A 17,635-nucleotide genomic window follows, 5' to 3' on the forward strand; every position below is an offset into this window, starting at 1 on the left:
CAATAATCACTGTCGTCCCGGACAAGCGCGCCCAAAGCGCGCGCCGATCCGGGACCCATAGCCACAGAAGGGTGTGGCAATGGGGGCTCGGAGTGGCCTGCTTCGCGCAACAACTTTTCCCTGTGGTTATGGGTCCCGGACCTGCGCTGACGCTTGTCCGGGACGACGGCGGCATTTCAGGCGGCAGGTGCGCGTCTCACAGCCCCTCACATCGGCGGCGTCAGGCCGTCGCGGCCGACGCTGACGCGGTTGGTCTCGAACGAGCCGTCGGGCAATTGCTTGATGAAGGCGATGACCTTGGCGCCGGGCTTCAGCTCGGATTTGTCGCCGGGCACGAAGGTCACGACCGGCGTGTCGTCGGCGACGAACACCTTCTTCTCGCCGTCCTTGTACTTGACCAGCAGCGTGTGACCGTCATTGCCGACGACGCTCTCCGCGACGGTCGCATTGGTCATGCTGGAGTTGGGCTTGAGGTCCCAAGGGCGCGAGCCTTCGCCGGTGCCGCGCATGCTTTCCGGAAACACGTGCACCTCGACGGCGTTCTGGCTGCCGTCCGGTCCCGGCACGGTGGTGGCGCCGATGAACGAGCCCGGCTTGATGTCGGCGAGCGAGATCTTGGTAACGCCCGACACGTTCACGTCGGAGGCGAGGTGAAGCTTGAGCTCTTCACCGCTGCGCGACTTGACCTGCATGGTGTCGCCATTGACGCTTTCGATGGTGCCGCGTACGCGCGTCGGCACCGGCGCTCTCTGGGCGAAGGCGCAGTAGGTCGAGACGACCACCATCGCGACGGCGATCAGGGGGCGTGTGAAAGTTGCACGTTGAACAGGCATGACGGTCTCCGATTGTCCCACGACGTAGAACTCCAGAGATGGTGTGCTATTCGCCGCGCCCCTCTCAAGACTTCGTGAGATCGGCCTCGACCAATGCGCGCAGCTCGGCGGTGACCTCGGGCCGCCGCCCGAACCACAGCTCGAAGCCGCGCACCGCCTGATGCAGCAGCATGCCGAGCCCATCGGCGGTCTTCAGGCCGCGCGCCGTCGCCGCGGCGAGCAGCGGCGTCACCAGGGGAACGTAGACGAGGTCGGCGACGACGGCATCTTGCGGCAGGCGCGCGAGGTCGACGTCGAGTGAAGGCTGGCCATGCATGCCGAGCGAGGTCGTGTTCACGAGAAGCTTTGCGCGCGGCAGCACGTCGCCGATCGCGTCCCACGGCAGCGGAAGCACGTTCGATCCGAACTGTTGTGCCAGGGTCTCGGCCCGCGCGATGGAGCGATTGGCGACATGCACGCAGCTGATGCCGCGCTCCAGCAGGCCGAACACGACCGCGCGCGAGGAGCCGCCGGCGCCCAGCACCAGCGCTTCCTCGGCCATGTTCCAGCCGGGCGCGCTGGCGTCGAGATTGTTGATGAAGCCTTCGACATCGGTGTTGGTGGAGCGCAGCTCGCCGTCGGCAAACCACAGCGTGTTGGCGGCGCCGACCGCCCTGGCGCGTGCGTCGGGCGTTGACAGCGCCAGCACGGCTTCCTTGTGCGGGATGGTGACGTTGGCGCCGACGAAGCCGCGCAGCGACAGCCGCAGCACGAAATCGCGCAGATCCTCGGGCGGCACCGCCTCGATGACATAGCCGCCCTCGATGCCGAGCGTGCGCAGCCAGTGATGGTGGATCAGCGGCGAGCGCGAATGCGCGGCCGGCCATCCGATCAGACAGGCTGCAGGGGGCTTGGGCGCGGTCATCTTTCCCTCGGGTCGTTTCCGAGGCGATCCATTTCGCGTCGCGCCCGCTCTGTCAAGCGCGCGCGGTCAGCTCGCAGCGGTCTCGTCGGCGGCCCGGCCCTTGATGTCGGCGATGGCGCGCTCGAGGCTCGTGCGGTAGCGCGCGCGCGGCGGCGTGACGCCATGGGTGAGCAGCGCGCGGCGGACCGTGGGCGAGGCCCCCGTGATGAACAGCCGGATGCCCTGGCGGTGCGCCTTGGCGGCGACGCGGCCGAGCACGTTGGCCGCGGTCGAATCCAGGAACGGCACCGCGGCGAAATCGACCACGAAGGCCTTGCGCCTGTCGGCAATGCCGTCGAGCACGCTGCCGATCGCCGAGGCCGCGCCGAAGAAGAACGCGCCGGTGATGCGATAGACCAGCACGTCGCGGTCGACCGCAAGCGCGGGATCGTAACGCACACGGTCGCCGTTGCCGTCGTCGGGGCGATCATCCGCAACCAGCGGCGAGCGCTCCTCGATGCCCGTCATCTCCGCCATGCGATGGATGAACAGCACCGCGCCCAGCGCGAAGCCGACCAGGATGCCCTCGGTGAGATCGCGGAAGATCGTGAGCAGGAAGGTCGCGAGCAGCACCACCGCATCGCCCCATGACGAGCGCAGCAGAGTTGCGAATTCATGCTTCTCCGCCATGGTCCAGGCCACCACCACCAGCACCGCGGCGAGCGCGGCCAGAGGGATGTAGCTTGCAAGCGGCGCCGCGACCAGCATGAACAGCAGCAGGAACACCGAATGCAGCATGCCCGCGAGCGGCCCGCGCGCGCCGGCGCGGATGTTGGTCGCGGTGCGCGCGATCAGCCCGGTGACGCAGATGCCGCCGAACAGCGCCGAGCCGATATTGGCCGCACCTTGCGCCACCAGCTCGCAATTGGAGCGATGACGGCGGCCGGTCATGCCGTCGGCCACCACCGCCGACAGCAGCGATTCGATCGCCGCCAGCAGCGCGAACGCGATCGCATCCGGCAACACCGCCCTTGCCTTTTCCAGTGAGAACGCGGGCAGCGCCGGCGATGGCAATTCGCGCGGGATGCCGCCGAAGCGCGAGCCGATGGTCTCGACCGGCAACGACAGCACCGCGCTGGCGACGGCTGCAAACACGACCGCGATCAGGATCCCGGGCCAGGACGGCCGCCAGCGACGCAAGGCGGCGATAATGCCGATGCTGACGAGGGCGACCGCGACGGCGGACGGATTGATCGTGTTGAGGCCGCCGGCGAGCGCGACGAGCTTGGGCACGAACTCGCTGGGCTCCTTGCCCACGAGCGTGATGCCGGAGAGATCGCGGAGCTGGCTGGCAAAGATGATGACGGCGATGCCGGCGGTGAAGCCGACGGTGACGGGATAGGGAATGAACTTGATGTAGGTGCCGACCCTGAGCAGCCCTGCGCCGATCAGGAGCAGGCCCGCCATCATGGTGGCGAGGATGACGCCATCGACGCCATGCCGCTCCGCAGTCGCCGCGACCAGAACGATGAACGCACCGGCAGGGCCGCCGATCTGGAACCGGCTGCCGCCGAGCAAGGAGGCGATGAAGCCGCCGGCGACGGCGGTGTAGAGGCCGCGGTCCGGCGTCACGCCCGAGGCAATCGCGATCGCCATCGACAGCGGCAGCGCGACGATCGCGACCGTGAGGCCGGCGAAGACGTCGGCGCGGAAATCCGCAAGGCCGTAGCCTTCCCGAAAGACGGTGACGAGCTTCGGCAGATACAGTTCGGCAAAGGTCGGCTGACGCAGCTGGTGCAGCCGGCCTGCCTGATCGCTCGTGATGCTCATGTCAGCAAAGTGCTCCGCTGGCCCCACAATGCTCCGAAGCATCGTGCGTCCTAAGGTGCGACGATGCGCTAGCCCATCTTGATCCCGGGCATGATCAACGCGCGATCATGCTCCGACACGGCGCGGCGGCCCCGGCTCCTTCAAGCGAACGCCACGTCCGCCGCTGTCGCTGCGGGCCTGCTCGCCGATCAGCTCGACGCCGGCCCGGTCGAACGCCTCGACCACCTTGATCAAGGTCTCGACCACGCCACGAACATTGCCGGTGGAGGCCTCCATCCGCTGGATGGTCGGCAGCGACACGCCGGCGAGCTCGGCCAGGGTTTTCTGGTCGATGCCGAGCAACGCGCGGGCTGCCCGCATCTGGAACGAGGTGATCACCTTGGCCTCACTTACGAGCAGTTATAAGTGATATCTGGAACATATACAACGATGTAAAATACATCATACGGTGGCGAAAGCAAGGGAGGCGTCGTCGCAATGACGAAGTGTGGTGCAGTGGCATACGAGAATCTCGTGTCCCGGACGCGCTGCAACGCTCTTGGCGTTGCTGCGCAGAGCCGGGACCTAGAAATTCCGAGCACGCTGATACGTGGGCCCCGGCTCTGCAGCGCACCGCTGAAGGAGCGCTGCGCTGCGTCCGGGGCACGAGATCGCCTAACCGGTCACGCCGCGTGCTGATGTGCGGCGATGATCTGGTCGGCGGCGCGGCCGGTGACTTCGGCCATGTGGTCGAACTGGCGCGTGAAGCTGCCGGCGCCGGCGGTGGCAGAGCGCAGCTCCACGATCAGCTCGCCGATCTCCGCTTCCGGCATCATGGCGCGGACACAGTCCCAGCCGGTCCAGCCCTCACGGGTGTCAAAGCCGAGAATCTGGCCGCGCCGCGCCGACAGGATCGCGTTGATCTTGGCGGTGGCGTCGGTCGGGCAGACGATCTCGACCATGTGGATCGGCTCCAGCAGCACCGGCTGGCATTGCGGCAGGCCTTCGTTGAGCCCGACCCGCGCGGCCGTGCGGAAGGCGAGATCGGAGCTATCGACGCTGTGATAGGAGCCGTCGGTCAGCGTCACCTGCACGTCGGTGACGGGGAAGCCGAGCGGACCGCGCGCCAATCCATCGACGACGCCCTCCTCCACCGCCGGGATGTAGTTGCGCGGCACCGCGCCGCCCACCACCTTCTCGGCGAACTTGAAGCCGTCGCCGCGCGGCAGCGGCGTGATGTCGAGCACGACATCGCCGAACTGGCCGTGGCCGCCGGACTGCTTCTTGTGACGGCCGCGCTGGGTGATCGGCTTGCGGATGGTCTCCTGATAGCCGATCGCAGGCGGATGCGAGGTGATCTTGACGCCGAAGCGGTCGCGCAAGCGCTCGCTGGCGACGCGCAGATGCATCTCGCCCTGGCCCCACAGCACAGTGTCGTGAGTCTTGGCGTTCTGCACGATCATGAGCGAGGGATCCTCCTCATGCAGGCGCGTCAGCGCCTGGCCGAGCTTGACGTCGTCCTTGCGGTCGGTGGCCGCGACCGAGATCGCGAGCACCGGCGGCGTCGGCTCGATCGTGATCAATGCCGCGGGCGCCGTCTTGCCGCTCGAAACCGTGTCACCGGTCTTGACCGGATCGAGCTTGGCGAGGGCCACGGTCTCGCCGGCTTCGGCCGAGGCGCGCTTGGTGTCGTAGGCGCCGTTGACGGCGAGGATGCCGGAGATGCGCCCGGCACCGCCGGATGAGGATTGCAGCGTGGCGCCGTCGTCGAGATGGCCGGCGAGCAGCCGCGTCAGCGACAACTTTCCGCCGTGCTGCGAATGCAGCGTCTTGAAGACATAGCCGAGGGCGTCCTTGGTCTCGGATACGCCAAGACGTTTTGCGGTCTCCGCAACGCCGGGCGCCTCGTGACGCAACGCCTTCATCAGGCGCAAAACGCCGTTTTCGCGCACGGCGGCGCCCAGCAGCATCGGGCAAATCAGCCCTTCCCGCAATTCGCGGGCGAGATCGTCGAAGACGGCATCGCGCGGCGGCTGGATGTCCTCGAGCAGCTGCTCCATCAGCGCATCGTCGTGGTCGGCGAGCTTCTCCAGCATCGAGAAGCGGGCTTCCTTCTCGCGATCGAGATTGCCGCCTTCGAGCGCGATCACCTCGGAGGCCTTGTGCTCGCGATAGATGAAGGCGCGCTCCAGTGCGAGATCGACGAAGCCCTCGATCAGCTCGCCCTTCCAGATCGGGATCTGGCGCAACACCAGCGGCACGCGCGAGGCGGGCTGCAGCATCGCCAGCGTCTCACGGATGCGCTGGCTGGCGCGGTCGATCTTGTTGAGGAATAGGAAACGCGGAATCTTCAGCTCTTCCAGCTCGCGCAGGATGATCTGAAGCTGCGGCAGCTTCTTCTCGTCGGCCTCGCAGACCACGATTGCGGCGTCGACCGCCGGCAACGCGGCGCGCATGTCGTGGGCAAACTCGACGGAACCGGGACAATCGAGGAAGGTGTAGCTGTCGCCCATGAAACTCGTGGTGGCGGCAGTGAGGCCGACGGTCATTTTGTGATGACGGGCCTCGGGCGTGGCGTCGCCGACGGACGTTCCGGCATCGACGCTGCCGGCGCGCGGGATTGCACCCGTTCGCGCCAATATTGCTTCCAGAAGTGTGGTTTTACCGCTTTGGAAAGGGCCCACCAGCGCGATGCACCGTGGACCTCGGGGACTTCTGACGTCTTGTCCCATTTCGCCGCCTCCTTGGTGTGGAGCTCGGCCCGTGATTGGGTCGGCAAACGCCGATGCTCTGCCCCTCCCCGAGATTTGGCAAGCATCAAACGTCGCTGCGGTGCGTCGTCAGCAAAATCGCGCCGCTTCGCGCGGCGCGATCACACGCAGAAGTGTCAACGGCCCGGACGGAGTTCCAGGCTCTCGAGGCCGGCGGCGATGTTGAGGCCGACCTGGCCCTGCACGCTCAGCGGCTGCAGCGCGATCGAATTGTTGGAGCCGCCGACCAGCACGTTGCCCCCCAAGCCGACACCGACCGAGGCGCTGCCCTGCGCGCCGACGTAATTGCCGGAGAGGTCGCCGGGGCCGAGCCGGTCGACCGGCGCGAACACGCCCCAGGCCAAAGCCGTCTCCTGGGTGATGCCGATGTCGAGGCCCACTTTACGGATGGTCGCGACGTAGCGGTCGTCGGGCAAGCCGTCGGCGCGCAGCACGCAGCCGAGATGAGTCACCGATCCCACGATGAAGCCGACGCTGGCGCCGCCGCGGCATTCGAGCACGCCGACCCGCGCCATCCGCTGCTGCGCGCCGGTGTTCACGACGGAGGCGATGAGGCTGGCAGCGGTGAGTGCAGCGAAGAGGAACGAACGGCGCATGAAAGTCTCCGGCGAAAAATGTGACGCGAGCAGAGAGAGCGCCCCACCCGTGTTGCGGGTCTATGCCACAAGAGCCGCGGCCGTGCCAGCTCGCGCGCGTTTAGAATCGAACTTGCGGAGAGACCCCTCACCCCACCCTCTCCCCGTAAGAACGGGGCGAGGGAGTGAGAGAGCCGTGCGTCCCTCACAATGCAACGTCGCCGGCCTTGCTTAACCTCTCCCCGCTCTTCCGCGGGGAAAGGTCGGATCACATCGCAGATGTGATCCGGGTGAGGGGCCGGGCACAACGCCGACCAGAAACAAAAAGTCCATCCGACTCCTCTTATCGAAAAACAACAAAAAAGGCCCGCCGAAGCGGGCCTTTCCGATTCTTGTCGCGACCGTCTTACCGCAGATTGCCGCAGAAGCGCTGGATGCGCTTGCAGGCGTCTTCGAGGTCCGAGGTCTTGGTCGCGTAGGATATGCGGAACGCCGGTCCAAGGCCGAAGGCCGACCCCTGCACCACGGCGACGCCTTCGGTCTCCAGGAGCTCGGTGACGAAGTCCTCGTCATTGGCGATCACCTTGCCCGACGGCGCGGTCTTGCCGATCGTGCCGGCGCACGACGGATAGACGTAGAACGCGCCTTCGGGACGCGGGCACTCGATTCCCTTGGCCTGATTGAGCATGGAGACGACGAGGTCCCGCCGCTCCTTGAACACCTTGTTGTTGGCGGGGATGAAGTCCTGCGGACCGTTCAGCGCCTCGACCGCGGCCCACTGTGCGATCGACGACGGGTTCGAGGTCGACTGCGACTGGATCGTCGACATCGCCTTGATGAGCTGCGCGGGACCGCCGGCGTAGCCGATGCGCCAGCCGGTCATGCAATAGGCCTTCGAGACGCCGTTCACGGTGAGCGTGCGGTCGTAGAGTTTCGGCTCGACCTGCGCGACCGTGGTGAACTGGAAGTCGTCATAGACGAGATGCTCGTACATGTCGTCGGTCATCACCCAGACGTGGGGATGCTTCACCAGCACGTCGGTGAGCGCTTTCAGTTCCGAACGCGTGTAGGCAGCTCCGGTCGGGTTCGACGGCGAGCACAGGATGACCCATTTGGTCTTCGGCGTGATCGCGCGCTCGAGCGCCTCGGCCTGGAGCTTGAAGCCGGTCGCGGCGGTGCAGACCACCGGCACCGGCTCGCCGCCCGCGAGCGCGACCATCTCGGGATAGCTGACCCAATAGGGCGCGGGAATGATCACCTCGTCGCCCGGATTGATGGTCGCCATCAACGCGTTGTAGAGCACCTGCTTGCCGCCGGTGCCGACGATGATCTGGTTCGGCTTGTAGGCGACGCCGTTCTCGCGCTGAAATTTCGCGATGATGGCTTCCTTCAGCTCGGGAATGCCGTCGACCGCCGTGTACTTGGTCTTGCCGGCCTCGATGGCGCGGATCGCCGCCAGCTTGATGTTGGCGGGCGTGTCGAAGTCGGGCTCGCCGGCACCGAGGCCGATGACGTTGCGGCCCGCCGCTTTCAGCGCGCGTGCTTTATCCGTGACCGCGATGGTCGCGGACGGCTTCACACGGTCGAGCGCAGCGGCAAGGAAGGACATCATCATCTCCTGGCGAGCGTCGTGAAGCCCTTCGCCTCACGACTCCAATTGTGGGAATGAGCCACCCTAAAACGTGTGCCGCTGGGCCGCAAGAAACTTCGGCCAGATCCCGGAAAAGTTTACGATTTGGAGCGCTGCGAGGCGCGGTTTCCCGCAATATTCCGTAACATTGCCTCCGGAATTGCTCATATCCGACAAGGCCTGTCCTCGGAGCAATTCTGGATGGTGCACGTCTCCAGGAAACCGCTCGTCGTCATGCCCGGGCTTGTCCCGGGCATCCACGTTCTTCGTGCGGCAAGTGAGACGTGGATGGCCCGGTCAAGCCCGGCCATGACGATTCGGAAACACTGGCGTCCTAATCTCGATCGTCTATGCGGTAGCCTACGTAGAGCGATGTGTCCGCAGATTGACGTACATGTGAACTGAACTGCATCGTCGCGAAAATGATCTTCCCCTCCATTGCAGTGCGGTAGGGTTTTCGAGTTTTTCTATCGGCCGGCACTTGCGGCGGATTCGCATCGGCATCATTGTTTAACCGCCTCGCGGGGCAACGGGCGCCGCGTCTTCTCGTCCTCGGATTTCGAACGCCAGAATGTACAAGCTCTATTCGATGCAACGCTCGGGCAACAGCTACAAGGTCCGCCTTGCGCTGGCGCTGCTCAACCTGCCTTACGAAGCGGTGGAGGTGGACATTCTGCGCGGCGAGAGCCGCACGCCGGATTTCCTGTCCAAGAACCCGTCGGGGCAGGTGCCGCTGCTCGAGGTCGGCGAGGACCGCTATCTCGCCGAGTCCAACGCCATCCTCTGGTACGTTGCCGTCGGCACGCCGCTCGCGCCGGAAAACCGCATCGACCGCGCCGAGGCGCTGCAATGGATGTTCTTCGAGCAGCACGCGCTCGAGCCGAACATCGGCGCGGCCTATTTCTGGCTGTCGCTGGTCAAGGGCGGCCGCGACCTGCAGACCCATTCGCTGGAGGACTGGATGGAGCGCGGCTATGGCGCGCTCCAGGTGATGGAGAATCACCTCAAGACCAATTCCTATTTCGCCGCGCGCCAGCTCACGGTCGCCGACATCGCGCTGTACGGCTACACCCACCTCGCCGACCGCTGCGACTTCGACCTCCAGGCCTTCCCGGCGATCCGGGACTGGCTCAAACGCGTCGAAGCCGCGCCCGGCTTCGTGACCATGGACTGGCGCCCGGCCGACATCGACGACCCCGCCAGCATCGCCGCGAGCGCCTGACGGCGCGTCCGCTCCGGCGAATAGCGGGCATAAGGGCCGCCTCTGCCGCAATCTCGCCACTTTCGGCGCGGTAGCCGCCGCAATATTGCCGGTTGAAACTGGGAAATTCTGGAAAGTCGCGGGTGATTCGCTCGCGTGTTGAAGGATTTAGACCATGATGCGGGCGTCCGGCACAGCGGGGTTTCAGAGCCCATCCGCTACCGTCGCGTCTTCCCGGCTCACCCATGCGGTCGCGGCTTCGCTCGCCGTCGCCGCGCTTTCGCTGTGCCTGATCGTCACCCTGACGGTGTTGTCGACCAAGGCGACCATGGCGATGGGCCTGCCGGTCTGATTACCGTTTCATCCTGGACCAGCCTTCAGGGCGCCGTGCGGCCCGCGCCGACCGGCATCGCGACAGGACGTCGATGAAATCACCTGTGGTAGTCGTTGCAATCACCCTGACTGCGGCCATCCTGGTCGCGGCCTCGCTGCTGATCATCGTCGGCACGCGCAAGGGCACGGGCACGTCGACGCTGCATGCGCCGACGCTGCAGCAGCGCGCGCACATGGTCTAAAGCGCGATGCGATTAGGATGAATCGTCATCGCGCTTTAGGTTATTGTTTGAGCATAATCTTTTCGGAAAATCGCTTCACACTTTTCCGGATCATGCTTTAAAATCATCCGAAAGCCTTACGCTTGCACGCAAGCGCGCCTTAAGCACGCCGCACGAAATCGCATCGCAGTCACGCAACAATCAGCCAGTGTTGCGGCCTTACCTCTTTCGGGAGGAGCGAGACAGGTCCATGCGGTTCGGATGGCGTGCGATCTCCGGTCCGGCGCTGACGGCAGCGACCCTGCTGCTGGCGATGCTGCTCGATCGCTTCGTCCCCGCGCCCTCGCCCGCCCCGCTGTTCGTCGCCATCGTGGCTCTCGCCGGCGCGCTCGCAGGTCTCGCCTCCGCCGTGACGACCGCGATTGTCGCGGTGATCGGCGCGGCGCTGTTCTTCCTCAACCGCCACGGCGTCTCCGGCCATGGCGCCGCCGATCTGGCGCCGCTCGGCCTCCTGGCCGTCACCGTTTTCGGAACCGCCGGCATCACCGGGCTGATGCGCGAGCGGCTGCTCGGCAGTTTCGCGGCCGAGCGCCGCAGCCACGCCATTGCCGCGCGGCTGTCGGCCGCGCTCGACAAGGTCGATATCGGCATCGTGCTGCTCGATGCCGAGACCCGGGCCGAATTCATCAACCGCGCGTTCCGCGACTATTTTGCGGTGCCGGACGAGGTCGCCGAGGCGAAGCCACCCTTCATCGCGCTGATGTATCACGGCCGCGGCACCGGCGCGTTCGCGCTGCCCGAGGACGAGCTCGGCACTTTCATCGCGCAGCGCATGGAGATGGTGCGGGTCGGCGATGCCACGCCGATCAACGTCGCGCTACGCAACGGCGAGGTGCTGCGCTTCGTCTGCACCGCACTGCCGGACGGCGGGCGGATGCTGAGCTACACGCCCGTGACCGACCTCGTGCGCCACACCGACGCGCCGGCGCGCGCCGACTACTACCGCTCGCTGCGCGATCCGACCGGCCGCAAGCTGATCCGGTACTTGCGAGTTGCGGAGTGAGGCGAGTGTGCGATTGATCGGCAGCAGGATCATCACGTATGAAGGGCATGCCTTCATCGCGCACCTCCGAGATCGCGGAAATTCACATGTCGCTCATCATTCGCGCCGTCACCAGGCAGGATTACGATCAATGGCTGCCGCTGTGGGACGGCTACAACGCCTTTTACGGCCGCTCCGGTCCGACCGCGCTCGCGCCCGAGATCACTGGGATGACGTGGCAGCGCTTCTTCGATGCTTATGAGCCGATGCATGCGCTGGTCGCCGAGGACAACGGCCGCCTGCTCGGGCTGACGCATTATCTGTTCCATCGCAGCACCACCGCGATCGAGCCGTCCTGCTATTTGCAGGACCTGTTCACATCAGAGGCCGCGCGCGGCAAGGGCGTCGGCTCGGCGCTGATCCATGGCGTCTACGAACGGGCGAAGCTGGCGGGATCGCCGCGTGTCTACTGGCAGACGCACGAGACCAATCTCACGGCGCAGCGCCTGTACGACAAGGTCGCGGAGCGCTCCGGCTTCATCGTCTATCGCAAGATCTTCTGAGGCGTGCCGGGAGCCTGTGGATAACTCCACCTGTCACCCGCGCGTAACACAGCAAGGCTAGGCTGCCCCTGCGTCTGGTCAGGCCCCCCGTCACCGATCATGCGCCCCAGCGGTCCCCGTCAGTCGCCGCGTCTGACAGGGGCCGCATTTTTTTGCTGGCAGCGTTACTTGGCAGCGTTACTTGGCGCCGCGCCCCACGGTCTGCATCACTTCGAAACCTTCGAACTGGGGATGGCCGAGATAAAGCGGCTTGTTGTCGCCCGCTTTATGATGCGCCGCGCGAAATGCTTCCGACTTGGTCCAGGCCTCAAACGCCGCATAATTCGCCCACACGGTGTGCGAGGCGTACAGCGTGTGGTCCTCGGCTTCCGGCCCGCGCAGCAGGTGAAACTCGACGAAGCCCGGCACCTTGTCGAGATGGGTGTCGCGCGTGAGCCAGACCTGCTCGAAGGCAGCCTCGGAGCCCTTGGCGACGCGGAAGCGGTTCATGGCGATGTACATGGGGTGGTGTCTCCTGATGCTGCGCCATTATCTCGTCATTCCGGGACGCGCCGCAAGGCGCGGGCCCGGAATCCATAACCCCGATCGGGAGTATGGATTCTCAGATGCGCAATTGCGCATCATAGCTCGCGCCAAGAGGCGCGCCCTGGAATGACAGCATCTGTGGGTTAGGTAACCAGTCCCTTCATCGGCCTTGCGCTTGCGCTATCGGGGAACACCGTCTCGGCCAGCGTGCGATCGGACAGGCCGAACTGATCCTGCAGCACGCCCTTGATCACCGAGCGCAGATCCGTGGTCGGCTTGAGGTCACGGCCCTCATACAGGTTCGCGAGCTTGAGGCCGGGCCAGTCCGCGATCACCCGGCCGCCTTGCACCGCGCCGCCGGCGAGCAAGGCGATCGTGCCGGTGCCGTGATCGGTCCCCTCGGTGCCATTGATGCGCGCGGTGCGGCCGAACTCGGTGGCGACAACCACGACGGTGTCGCGCCAGCGATCCCTTAAGCCGCTTTCGAATTCGGCGAGTGCGCCGTCGAGGCCGCCGAGCAGGAAGGCGAGACGCCCCACAGGGCCCCCTTCATTGGCATGCGTGTCCCAGCCGTCGAAGGCGAGCGCGGCGATGCGCGGGCCATCATCAGCCGCCATCAGCTTTGCGGCGCCGCGCGCGACCTGCCGCATCTGCGCGACCGCATTGCCGCGCGTCGCTTTCATGTCGTCGCCGCTCGCGACCTTGTCGAGCTGAAGGCCTTGCGACAGTGCCGAGGCCAAAGCGGGATCGCGGTGCCGATAGAGCTCGACGAGGCGCATCGCGGTGTCGTCGTCGGCCTGCGGCAGCGCGACCGGCGCCCAGCCGACGGTCGGCGCATTGCCGCGCAGCACCAGCGGCGTGGTAGGACCGACCGCAAGCCCGCTCGACACGCGCTCGCCGCGCGGCAGCGCTTCCAGTGCGCGATTGAGCCAGCCGGACTGCACGCGGCCAGGGCCGGCATAGCCGCTTTCGAGCACGTCCTGGCCGTCGAAATGCGAGCGGTCGCGATAGGGCGTCGCCACCGCGTGGATCACCGCCGCGTGCTTGTCGCGATACATGCGCGCAAACTCCGGCATTGCCGGATGCAACGCGAAGAACGAGTCGATCATGATCGCGGGATGGGCACCGTCGGAGCTGAGCGCGATCGATCCATGCAGGCCGGCGTAATCGGGATCGCCCAGCGGCGCGACGGTCGAGAGCCCGTCCAGCGCCCCGCGCAGGATCACCACGATCAATCGCGGATCGCGCCCGTCGGCCGCGCGGGCGAATTTCGGCAGGTAGGCCCAGGCTGCAAAGGACGCGCCGCCGAGCAGGAGACCGCGGCGGGAGGTGAGGAGCCGGTTCTCGACGCAGTCGGTCATCATCATCTCCTCTGCATTTCCGGCGACATCAGCAGCAGCGCCAGCGCCTGCTGCCGCGACTCCGCGCGCTCGATGGTCCGCCGCGTCTCGGCCGAGGCGGCACCGGCGGCGGCGAACTGCAGCAGGTCGAGCGGATCGATGTTGTTGCCGAGCCGCGCGCCGATCTGCGCCGCGATGTCGAGCCTGAGCTTGATGCCTTCCGGCGCGCCCCAGGCGGCATTGCTGTCGGGAAAGCCGTTGGGACCCGGCGGCGACCACAGCGGCTGGCCGAGCAGATTGAGGTTGTTGAGATAGGCCCCGGGATCCTCCGGCACGCGCGCCAGCAGCCGGCCGCTCGCAACGAGGAAATCGTATGGCGAGCGCAGCTTGGTGAGCGGCGCCTTCCAAGCTTCATCGGAATCGACGAGCGTGGTCGCCATCGCCTTGAGATCGCCGTCGGTCCTGACGAAGACGTCGCGCAGGCGCGCAACGAGCGCCGGCGGCGGCTCGTCCGCAACGAAGTGACGGACGAATTTGGTGGCGATGAAATTCGCGGTCGAGGGATGCCGCGCGAGATCGGCGAGCGCGGCTTCGCCCTGCGCGAGGCCCGCCTTATCGTAGGTCTTGCCGAGCAGCACCTGCGGCCCGGGCTGATGCGCATTGGTGTTGAAGACGAAGGAGCCGGGAACCCCGAGCTGTCCTTGCCTGCCGGCAAAGGTCCAGCCGGTGATGATGCGCGCGAGCGAGGTGACGTCGCCTTGGGTGTAGCCGCCGCCGACGCCGAGCGTATGCAGCTCCAGGATCTCGCGCGCGAGATTTTCGTTCAGCCCGCGCTTGCGGTTTTGTCCCGCGCGCGAGTCAGGTCCAAGCGATTGCTGGTTGTCGAGGAAGAACAGCATCGCCGGGTGCTGCTCGACCGCCCTCAGCATGTCGGCGAAGCGCCCGAGCACGTGCGGCCTGATCGCCTCGCGCTCGAACGCGCCGGCCCAGATCCGCGCCAGCTCGCCCTTGCTGGCGGAGATGCAGAAATGATTGGACCAGAACGCGACCAAGCGCTCGGTGAAGCCGCATTCGGCGAGCGTGGCGCGCTGCAGCCGCGCCAACGCCTCGGCGCGAAAGGTTTTCTGGATGACGTTGAGCGGCTGCGGCGCTGGCTTGGCAGCAGGCGGCGCGGCGTTCGGCTGCATGGTCTCGGGCTTCGGTGCGCTGCCTGTGGGCTTCGCATCGGCCATTTGGCCGGTGATCTCTGCCGCGGCATTCAGCGAGAGACTGCGACGCAAGGGCGCGTTCTGATCGGCAGGCGGCGTCTCGGCGGGCGCAGCGGCCTTCGCCGCCTCACGCGCCTGCTTGACCTGATCCTGATAGGCAAACACGGCCTGCCCGAGCTGCGGCGTCGATTGCAGACCCGGCGCTTCCAGCAGCACGCCATTGGGACGCGAAAGCTCCGCCTTCACGAAGCCGCGCGGATCGGAGCTTGCGTTGACGAGATCGCCCGATGCACCGCCGCGGGCGCCGAAGCCGAAGCGGTTGAGCGCGACGAGGGCGGCTTGCGAATCGCGGGCCATCGATGATCTGTCCTTCGCGCGCTGCGAGATGCTTTCCTTTCGACGCGGTCGGCGCGTAATATACTGCAGCGGCAGATGAACCCGCCATGAAAATGACGGCGAAGCTTCGACGTAAAACATGACAAATCCGAAAGAAATCCCGTCAGCGCCGGCACTTGCGCGACGTCTCACCTGTTCCCGTTGCGGCAGCGAATTCGGCTGCGATCTCTCAGGGACTTGCTGGTGCGCGGAGGAGACGGCACGGCTGCCGATGCCGATCGAGGGGGAGGATTGCCTGTGCCGGGAATGTTTGCGGAAAGCGGCGACGCGTAGCCCGGATGGAGCGCAAGCGTAATCCGGGAATCGTTCCGCTAGCACCGGCCCCGGATTTCGCTGCGCTCCATCCGGGCTACGAAGTTTACACCTCATGTCCTGGCGATTTGCGCGCCAAGCCGTCGAATGCATCCAGCAGCTTTTCGCGCCAGGCATAGACCGGATCATCCGCTTCGAGCAGCTTGAACGGGCTGACCACGCGCGCCCATTGGAATCCGCCGAACACGATGTAATCGGCGTAGTTCGGTGCCTGCCCGCCGAGAAAAGGTTGCGTCTTGAACGTCTGCCGCATGATCTCGAGCGATTTGCGGAACGCGACGATGCCGGTGTCGCGGCCCGCCATGATCTCCTCGAGCGTCTTGCCGCCGAAGCGCGCCTCGCGCGACTTGCGGAAATAGGCGGCATCGACCTCATTCAGATTGTTCGGGATATCGGCGATGATGAGCGGAAAGATGCCGCCGACGATGGCGATGTCGCCCCACGCATTGATCATGCGCGCCATCGCGCGGCCGCCCTCGCCGCCGAACAGCGACGGGCGATCCGGAAAAGTGTCCTCGAGATAGTTCGCAATGGTCCAGGAATCGACGATCGGCTTGTCATGATGCAACAGCACCGGGACCTTCTCCGAGCCGTGCGGCGCGATCGCGCTCTTCTCGGTGAAGCGCCAGGGCAGCGATTCCGCCGCAAGGCCCTTGTGCGCCAGTGCCATCCGGGTGCGCCAGCAATACGGGCTGAAGGGGCGCGTGGGATCGGTACCGACGAGTTCGTAGAGTTTGAGCGACATTGACAGTGCTCCGTCATTGCGAGCGCAGCGAAGCAATCCAGACTGCTTCCGCGAAAGACATTCTGGATTGCTTCGCTGGCGCTCGCAATGACGATGTGGAGAGAGGTGCGCGTCACCGCCCGTTGGCGCGCAACAGCCTCTCGCCGCCTTCCGTCACCGCGATGACCAGTCCGAGTCCGGCAATCGTCTCGCGCGCGACGTAGCCGCGCTCGGCGGCGTCCTCCCAGATGGTGAGGCGCGGGCACGAGGTCTTCCAGGTCGCGAGCACCTCGGCGTAGACGCGCGGCTCGCGCGCGACCCATTCGACGAAGTCCAGCACCAGCGGATCGGAGTTACAGCTCATTGCAAACCTCCCTTGTCGAAGGCGGCCAGAACCGGCGCACGCAGCAACAGCCAGCCGCCGTGGACGATGTAGTAGCAGGCGATGGTGGTGATCAGCTTGTTGGACCAGGCGATGAACTGCTGGTCGGTCATGGCTTCGAGGATGCGCCGCGCCAGCGTGGTGCCGAGCATCGAGGCTGCGATGGCGACGGCAGCGAGCACGGGATCGAGCCCCGCGGCCTGGTCGATGATGCCGCCGAAATAGATCAGCTTGGTGAAATGGCTGACGACCTGGCACATCGCCTTGGTCGCAACCTTCTCGCGCCGGCCGAAATCGCCGCCGAGGAAAAAGGTGTCGAGCAGCGGGCCGGAGACGCCGGTCATCAGCATCAGGCCCATGCAGATCGTGCCGTAGACCGTGCCCTGCCAGAGGCTATCAGGGTCCGGCTTGATGTTCGCCGGCAAAAGCCGCGCCATGAACGGGGTGATGCCGAGCAGCAGCAGCGCGACCGGCTTGTCCGGCACGTAGCGGGTCAGCGACCACGCCGCGAGCGCCACGGCCGCGCCGACCATATAGTTCGCAACCGGCCGCCAGCGGATGTGCGCCCGCCACAGGAACGCGCGCCAGCCGTTCGAAGCCATCTGCGTGACCGCATGCAGCACCATCGCGGTCGGCAGCGGCATCAGTGCCAGCAGCACGCCGATCAGGATCAGCCCGCCCGCCATGCCGAACAGCCCCGACAGGAACGCGGTGGCCACCATCAGCAATCCGAGGGCAGCGATCATGATGGGCGTCACGAGGAATTCTCCGGTGATGGCACGGACAGTCAGGGAGGCACGCTGTCTCACTCCCTCGCCCCGCTTGCGGGGAGAGGGTGGGGTGAGGGGGAGTCTCCGCGGGGACGGTGAGAGTGAGACTCGCGGAGA

19 protein-coding genes are annotated in these 17,635 nt (G+C 66.0%); 6 read left to right on the forward strand and 13 right to left on the reverse strand.

The genetic code is table 11. From position 1 onward, the window contains the following. Positions 1–206: 206 nt before the first annotated feature. The 7 genes from XF30_RS35565 to XF30_RS35595 form a co-directional block, all read right to left on the reverse strand. Positions 207–833 carry a hypothetical protein gene (locus XF30_RS35565; RefSeq protein ID WP_192893347.1) on the reverse strand — a complete coding sequence of 209 codons (627 nt, stop codon included), beginning with the start codon at positions 831–833 and terminating at the stop codon, positions 207–209. A gap of 64 nt (positions 834–897) precedes the next feature. Beyond that, a complete protein-coding gene (locus XF30_RS35570; protein WP_109145294.1) occupies positions 898–1,737 on the reverse strand; it encodes a shikimate dehydrogenase in 840 nt (279 codons plus the stop codon). Between the two features lie 66 nt (positions 1,738–1,803). Next, on the reverse strand, positions 1,804–3,546 hold the full coding sequence (locus XF30_RS35575) for a SulP family inorganic anion transporter (protein ID WP_109145295.1): 1,743 nt from the start codon (positions 3,544–3,546) through the stop codon (positions 1,804–1,806). Between the two features lie 105 nt (positions 3,547–3,651). Beyond that, positions 3,652–3,924 carry a helix-turn-helix domain-containing protein gene (locus tag XF30_RS35580; protein ID WP_008566993.1) on the reverse strand — a complete coding sequence of 91 codons (273 nt, stop codon included), beginning with the start codon at positions 3,922–3,924 and terminating at the stop codon, positions 3,652–3,654. Between the two features lie 284 nt (positions 3,925–4,208). Then, positions 4,209–6,257 carry an elongation factor G gene (locus XF30_RS35585; RefSeq protein WP_109145296.1) on the reverse strand — a complete coding sequence of 683 codons (2,049 nt, stop codon included), beginning with the start codon at positions 6,255–6,257 and terminating at the stop codon, positions 4,209–4,211. Positions 6,258–6,412: 155 nt separating this feature from the next. Then, positions 6,413–6,892 carry a DUF992 domain-containing protein gene (locus XF30_RS35590; protein ID WP_109145297.1) on the reverse strand — a complete coding sequence of 160 codons (480 nt, stop codon included), beginning with the start codon at positions 6,890–6,892 and terminating at the stop codon, positions 6,413–6,415. A gap of 385 nt (positions 6,893–7,277) precedes the next feature. Next, complete coding sequence (locus XF30_RS35595) at positions 7,278–8,480, reverse strand: pyridoxal phosphate-dependent aminotransferase (RefSeq protein ID WP_036009490.1); 1,203 nt, start codon at positions 8,478–8,480, stop codon at positions 7,278–7,280. A gap of 592 nt (positions 8,481–9,072) precedes the next feature. Between XF30_RS35595 and XF30_RS35600 the strand changes: the two genes are divergently transcribed. The 5 genes from XF30_RS35600 to XF30_RS35615 all read left to right on the forward strand — a co-directional run bounded on the left by XF30_RS35600 (position 9,073) and on the right by XF30_RS35615 (position 11,861). Then, the gene (locus tag XF30_RS35600) at positions 9,073–9,723 is read left to right on the forward strand and encodes a glutathione S-transferase family protein (protein WP_025032208.1); all 651 of its coding nucleotides are present in this window, start codon (positions 9,073–9,075) and stop codon (positions 9,721–9,723) included. 154 nt (positions 9,724–9,877) lie between these two features. After that, complete coding sequence (locus tag XF30_RS38780) at positions 9,878–10,054, forward strand: hypothetical protein (RefSeq protein ID WP_162832045.1); 177 nt, start codon at positions 9,878–9,880, stop codon at positions 10,052–10,054. 73 nt (positions 10,055–10,127) lie between these two features. Next, the gene (locus XF30_RS35605) at positions 10,128–10,277 is read left to right on the forward strand and encodes a hypothetical protein (RefSeq protein ID WP_036009463.1); all 150 of its coding nucleotides are present in this window, start codon (positions 10,128–10,130) and stop codon (positions 10,275–10,277) included. A 229-nt stretch (positions 10,278–10,506) separates the two neighbouring features. After that, positions 10,507–11,319, forward strand: coding sequence for a PAS-domain containing protein (locus XF30_RS35610; protein WP_109145298.1), 813 nt, complete (start codon positions 10,507–10,509; stop codon positions 11,317–11,319). A gap of 86 nt (positions 11,320–11,405) precedes the next feature. Beyond that, positions 11,406–11,861 (forward strand): GNAT family N-acetyltransferase, encoded by a 456-nt coding sequence (locus XF30_RS35615; protein WP_109145980.1) that lies wholly within the window; start codon positions 11,406–11,408, stop codon positions 11,859–11,861. Between the two features lie 177 nt (positions 11,862–12,038). On the opposite strand, the gene hmuQ is transcribed toward XF30_RS35615, so the two are convergent. The 3 genes from hmuQ to XF30_RS35630 all read right to left on the reverse strand — a co-directional run bounded on the left by hmuQ (position 12,039) and on the right by XF30_RS35630 (position 15,291). Further along, positions 12,039–12,362 carry a heme-degrading protein HmuQ gene (gene hmuQ / locus XF30_RS35620; protein ID WP_036009456.1) on the reverse strand — a complete coding sequence of 108 codons (324 nt, stop codon included), beginning with the start codon at positions 12,360–12,362 and terminating at the stop codon, positions 12,039–12,041. A gap of 167 nt (positions 12,363–12,529) precedes the next feature. Next, entirely contained in the window at positions 12,530–13,747 is a 1,218-nt protein-coding gene (locus XF30_RS35625) for a DUF1501 domain-containing protein (protein WP_192893348.1), read from the reverse strand. Between the two features lie 2 nt (positions 13,748–13,749). Then, entirely contained in the window at positions 13,750–15,291 is a 1,542-nt protein-coding gene (locus XF30_RS35630) for a DUF1800 domain-containing protein (protein WP_109145981.1), read from the reverse strand. Between the two features lie 118 nt (positions 15,292–15,409). Here XF30_RS35630 and XF30_RS39685 point away from each other — a divergent pair, with 118 nt between their 5' ends. Then, a complete protein-coding gene (locus tag XF30_RS39685) occupies positions 15,410–15,625 on the forward strand; it encodes a cysteine-rich CWC family protein (RefSeq protein ID WP_109145300.1) in 216 nt (71 codons plus the stop codon). A gap of 63 nt (positions 15,626–15,688) precedes the next feature. Here XF30_RS39685 and XF30_RS35640 read toward each other — a convergent pair whose 3' ends face one another. From XF30_RS35640 to XF30_RS35650, 3 genes are all read right to left on the reverse strand, one after another. Beyond that, on the reverse strand, positions 15,689–16,387 hold the full coding sequence (locus XF30_RS35640; RefSeq protein WP_109145301.1) for a glutathione S-transferase family protein: 699 nt from the start codon (positions 16,385–16,387) through the stop codon (positions 15,689–15,691). Between the two features lie 112 nt (positions 16,388–16,499). Next, entirely contained in the window at positions 16,500–16,730 is a 231-nt protein-coding gene (locus XF30_RS35645) for a hypothetical protein (RefSeq protein ID WP_109145302.1), read from the reverse strand. Next, positions 16,727–17,506: a sulfite exporter TauE/SafE family protein gene (locus XF30_RS35650; protein ID WP_109145303.1), complete on the reverse strand. Its 780-nt coding sequence runs from the start codon at positions 17,504–17,506 to the stop codon at positions 16,727–16,729. Before XF30_RS35650 ends, XF30_RS35645 begins: the two co-directional genes overlap by 4 nt. Positions 17,507–17,635: the final 129 nt, after the last annotated feature.

This window comes from Bradyrhizobium sp. SUTN9-2 (assembly GCF_003122645.1).
Classification (GTDB): Bacteria; Pseudomonadota; Alphaproteobacteria; order Rhizobiales; family Xanthobacteraceae; genus Bradyrhizobium; species Bradyrhizobium yuanmingense.

Coding starts and splice junctions, on each gene's coding strand:
- XF30_RS35565 (WP_192893347.1), bottom strand. CDS start 833: ATGCCTGTTCAACGTGCAACTTTCACACGCCCCCTGATCGCCGTCGCG.
- XF30_RS35570 (WP_109145294.1), bottom strand. CDS start 1,737: ATGACCGCGCCCAAGCCCCCTGCAGCCTGTCTGATCGGATGGCCGGCC.
- XF30_RS35575 (WP_109145295.1), bottom strand. CDS start 3,546: ATGAGCATCACGAGCGATCAGGCAGGCCGGCTGCACCAGCTGCGTCAG.
- XF30_RS35585 (WP_109145296.1), bottom strand. CDS start 6,257: ATGGGACAAGACGTCAGAAGTCCCCGAGGTCCACGGTGCATCGCGCTG.
- XF30_RS35590 (WP_109145297.1), bottom strand. CDS start 6,892: ATGCGCCGTTCGTTCCTCTTCGCTGCACTCACCGCTGCCAGCCTCATC.
- XF30_RS35595 (WP_036009490.1), bottom strand. CDS start 8,480: ATGTCCTTCCTTGCCGCTGCGCTCGACCGTGTGAAGCCGTCCGCGACC.
- XF30_RS35600 (WP_025032208.1), top strand. CDS start 9,073: ATGTACAAGCTCTATTCGATGCAACGCTCGGGCAACAGCTACAAGGTC.
- XF30_RS38780 (WP_162832045.1), top strand. CDS start 9,878: ATGATGCGGGCGTCCGGCACAGCGGGGTTTCAGAGCCCATCCGCTACC.
- XF30_RS35605 (WP_036009463.1), top strand. CDS start 10,128: ATGAAATCACCTGTGGTAGTCGTTGCAATCACCCTGACTGCGGCCATC.
- XF30_RS35610 (WP_109145298.1), top strand. CDS start 10,507: ATGCGGTTCGGATGGCGTGCGATCTCCGGTCCGGCGCTGACGGCAGCG.
- XF30_RS35615 (WP_109145980.1), top strand. CDS start 11,406: ATGTCGCTCATCATTCGCGCCGTCACCAGGCAGGATTACGATCAATGG.
- hmuQ (WP_036009456.1), bottom strand. CDS start 12,362: ATGTACATCGCCATGAACCGCTTCCGCGTCGCCAAGGGCTCCGAGGCT.
- XF30_RS35625 (WP_192893348.1), bottom strand. CDS start 13,747: ATGACCGACTGCGTCGAGAACCGGCTCCTCACCTCCCGCCGCGGTCTC.
- XF30_RS35630 (WP_109145981.1), bottom strand. CDS start 15,291: ATGGCCCGCGATTCGCAAGCCGCCCTCGTCGCGCTCAACCGCTTCGGC.
- XF30_RS39685 (WP_109145300.1), top strand. CDS start 15,410: ATGACAAATCCGAAAGAAATCCCGTCAGCGCCGGCACTTGCGCGACGT.
- XF30_RS35640 (WP_109145301.1), bottom strand. CDS start 16,387: ATGTCGCTCAAACTCTACGAACTCGTCGGTACCGATCCCACGCGCCCC.
- XF30_RS35645 (WP_109145302.1), bottom strand. CDS start 16,730: ATGAGCTGTAACTCCGATCCGCTGGTGCTGGACTTCGTCGAATGGGTC.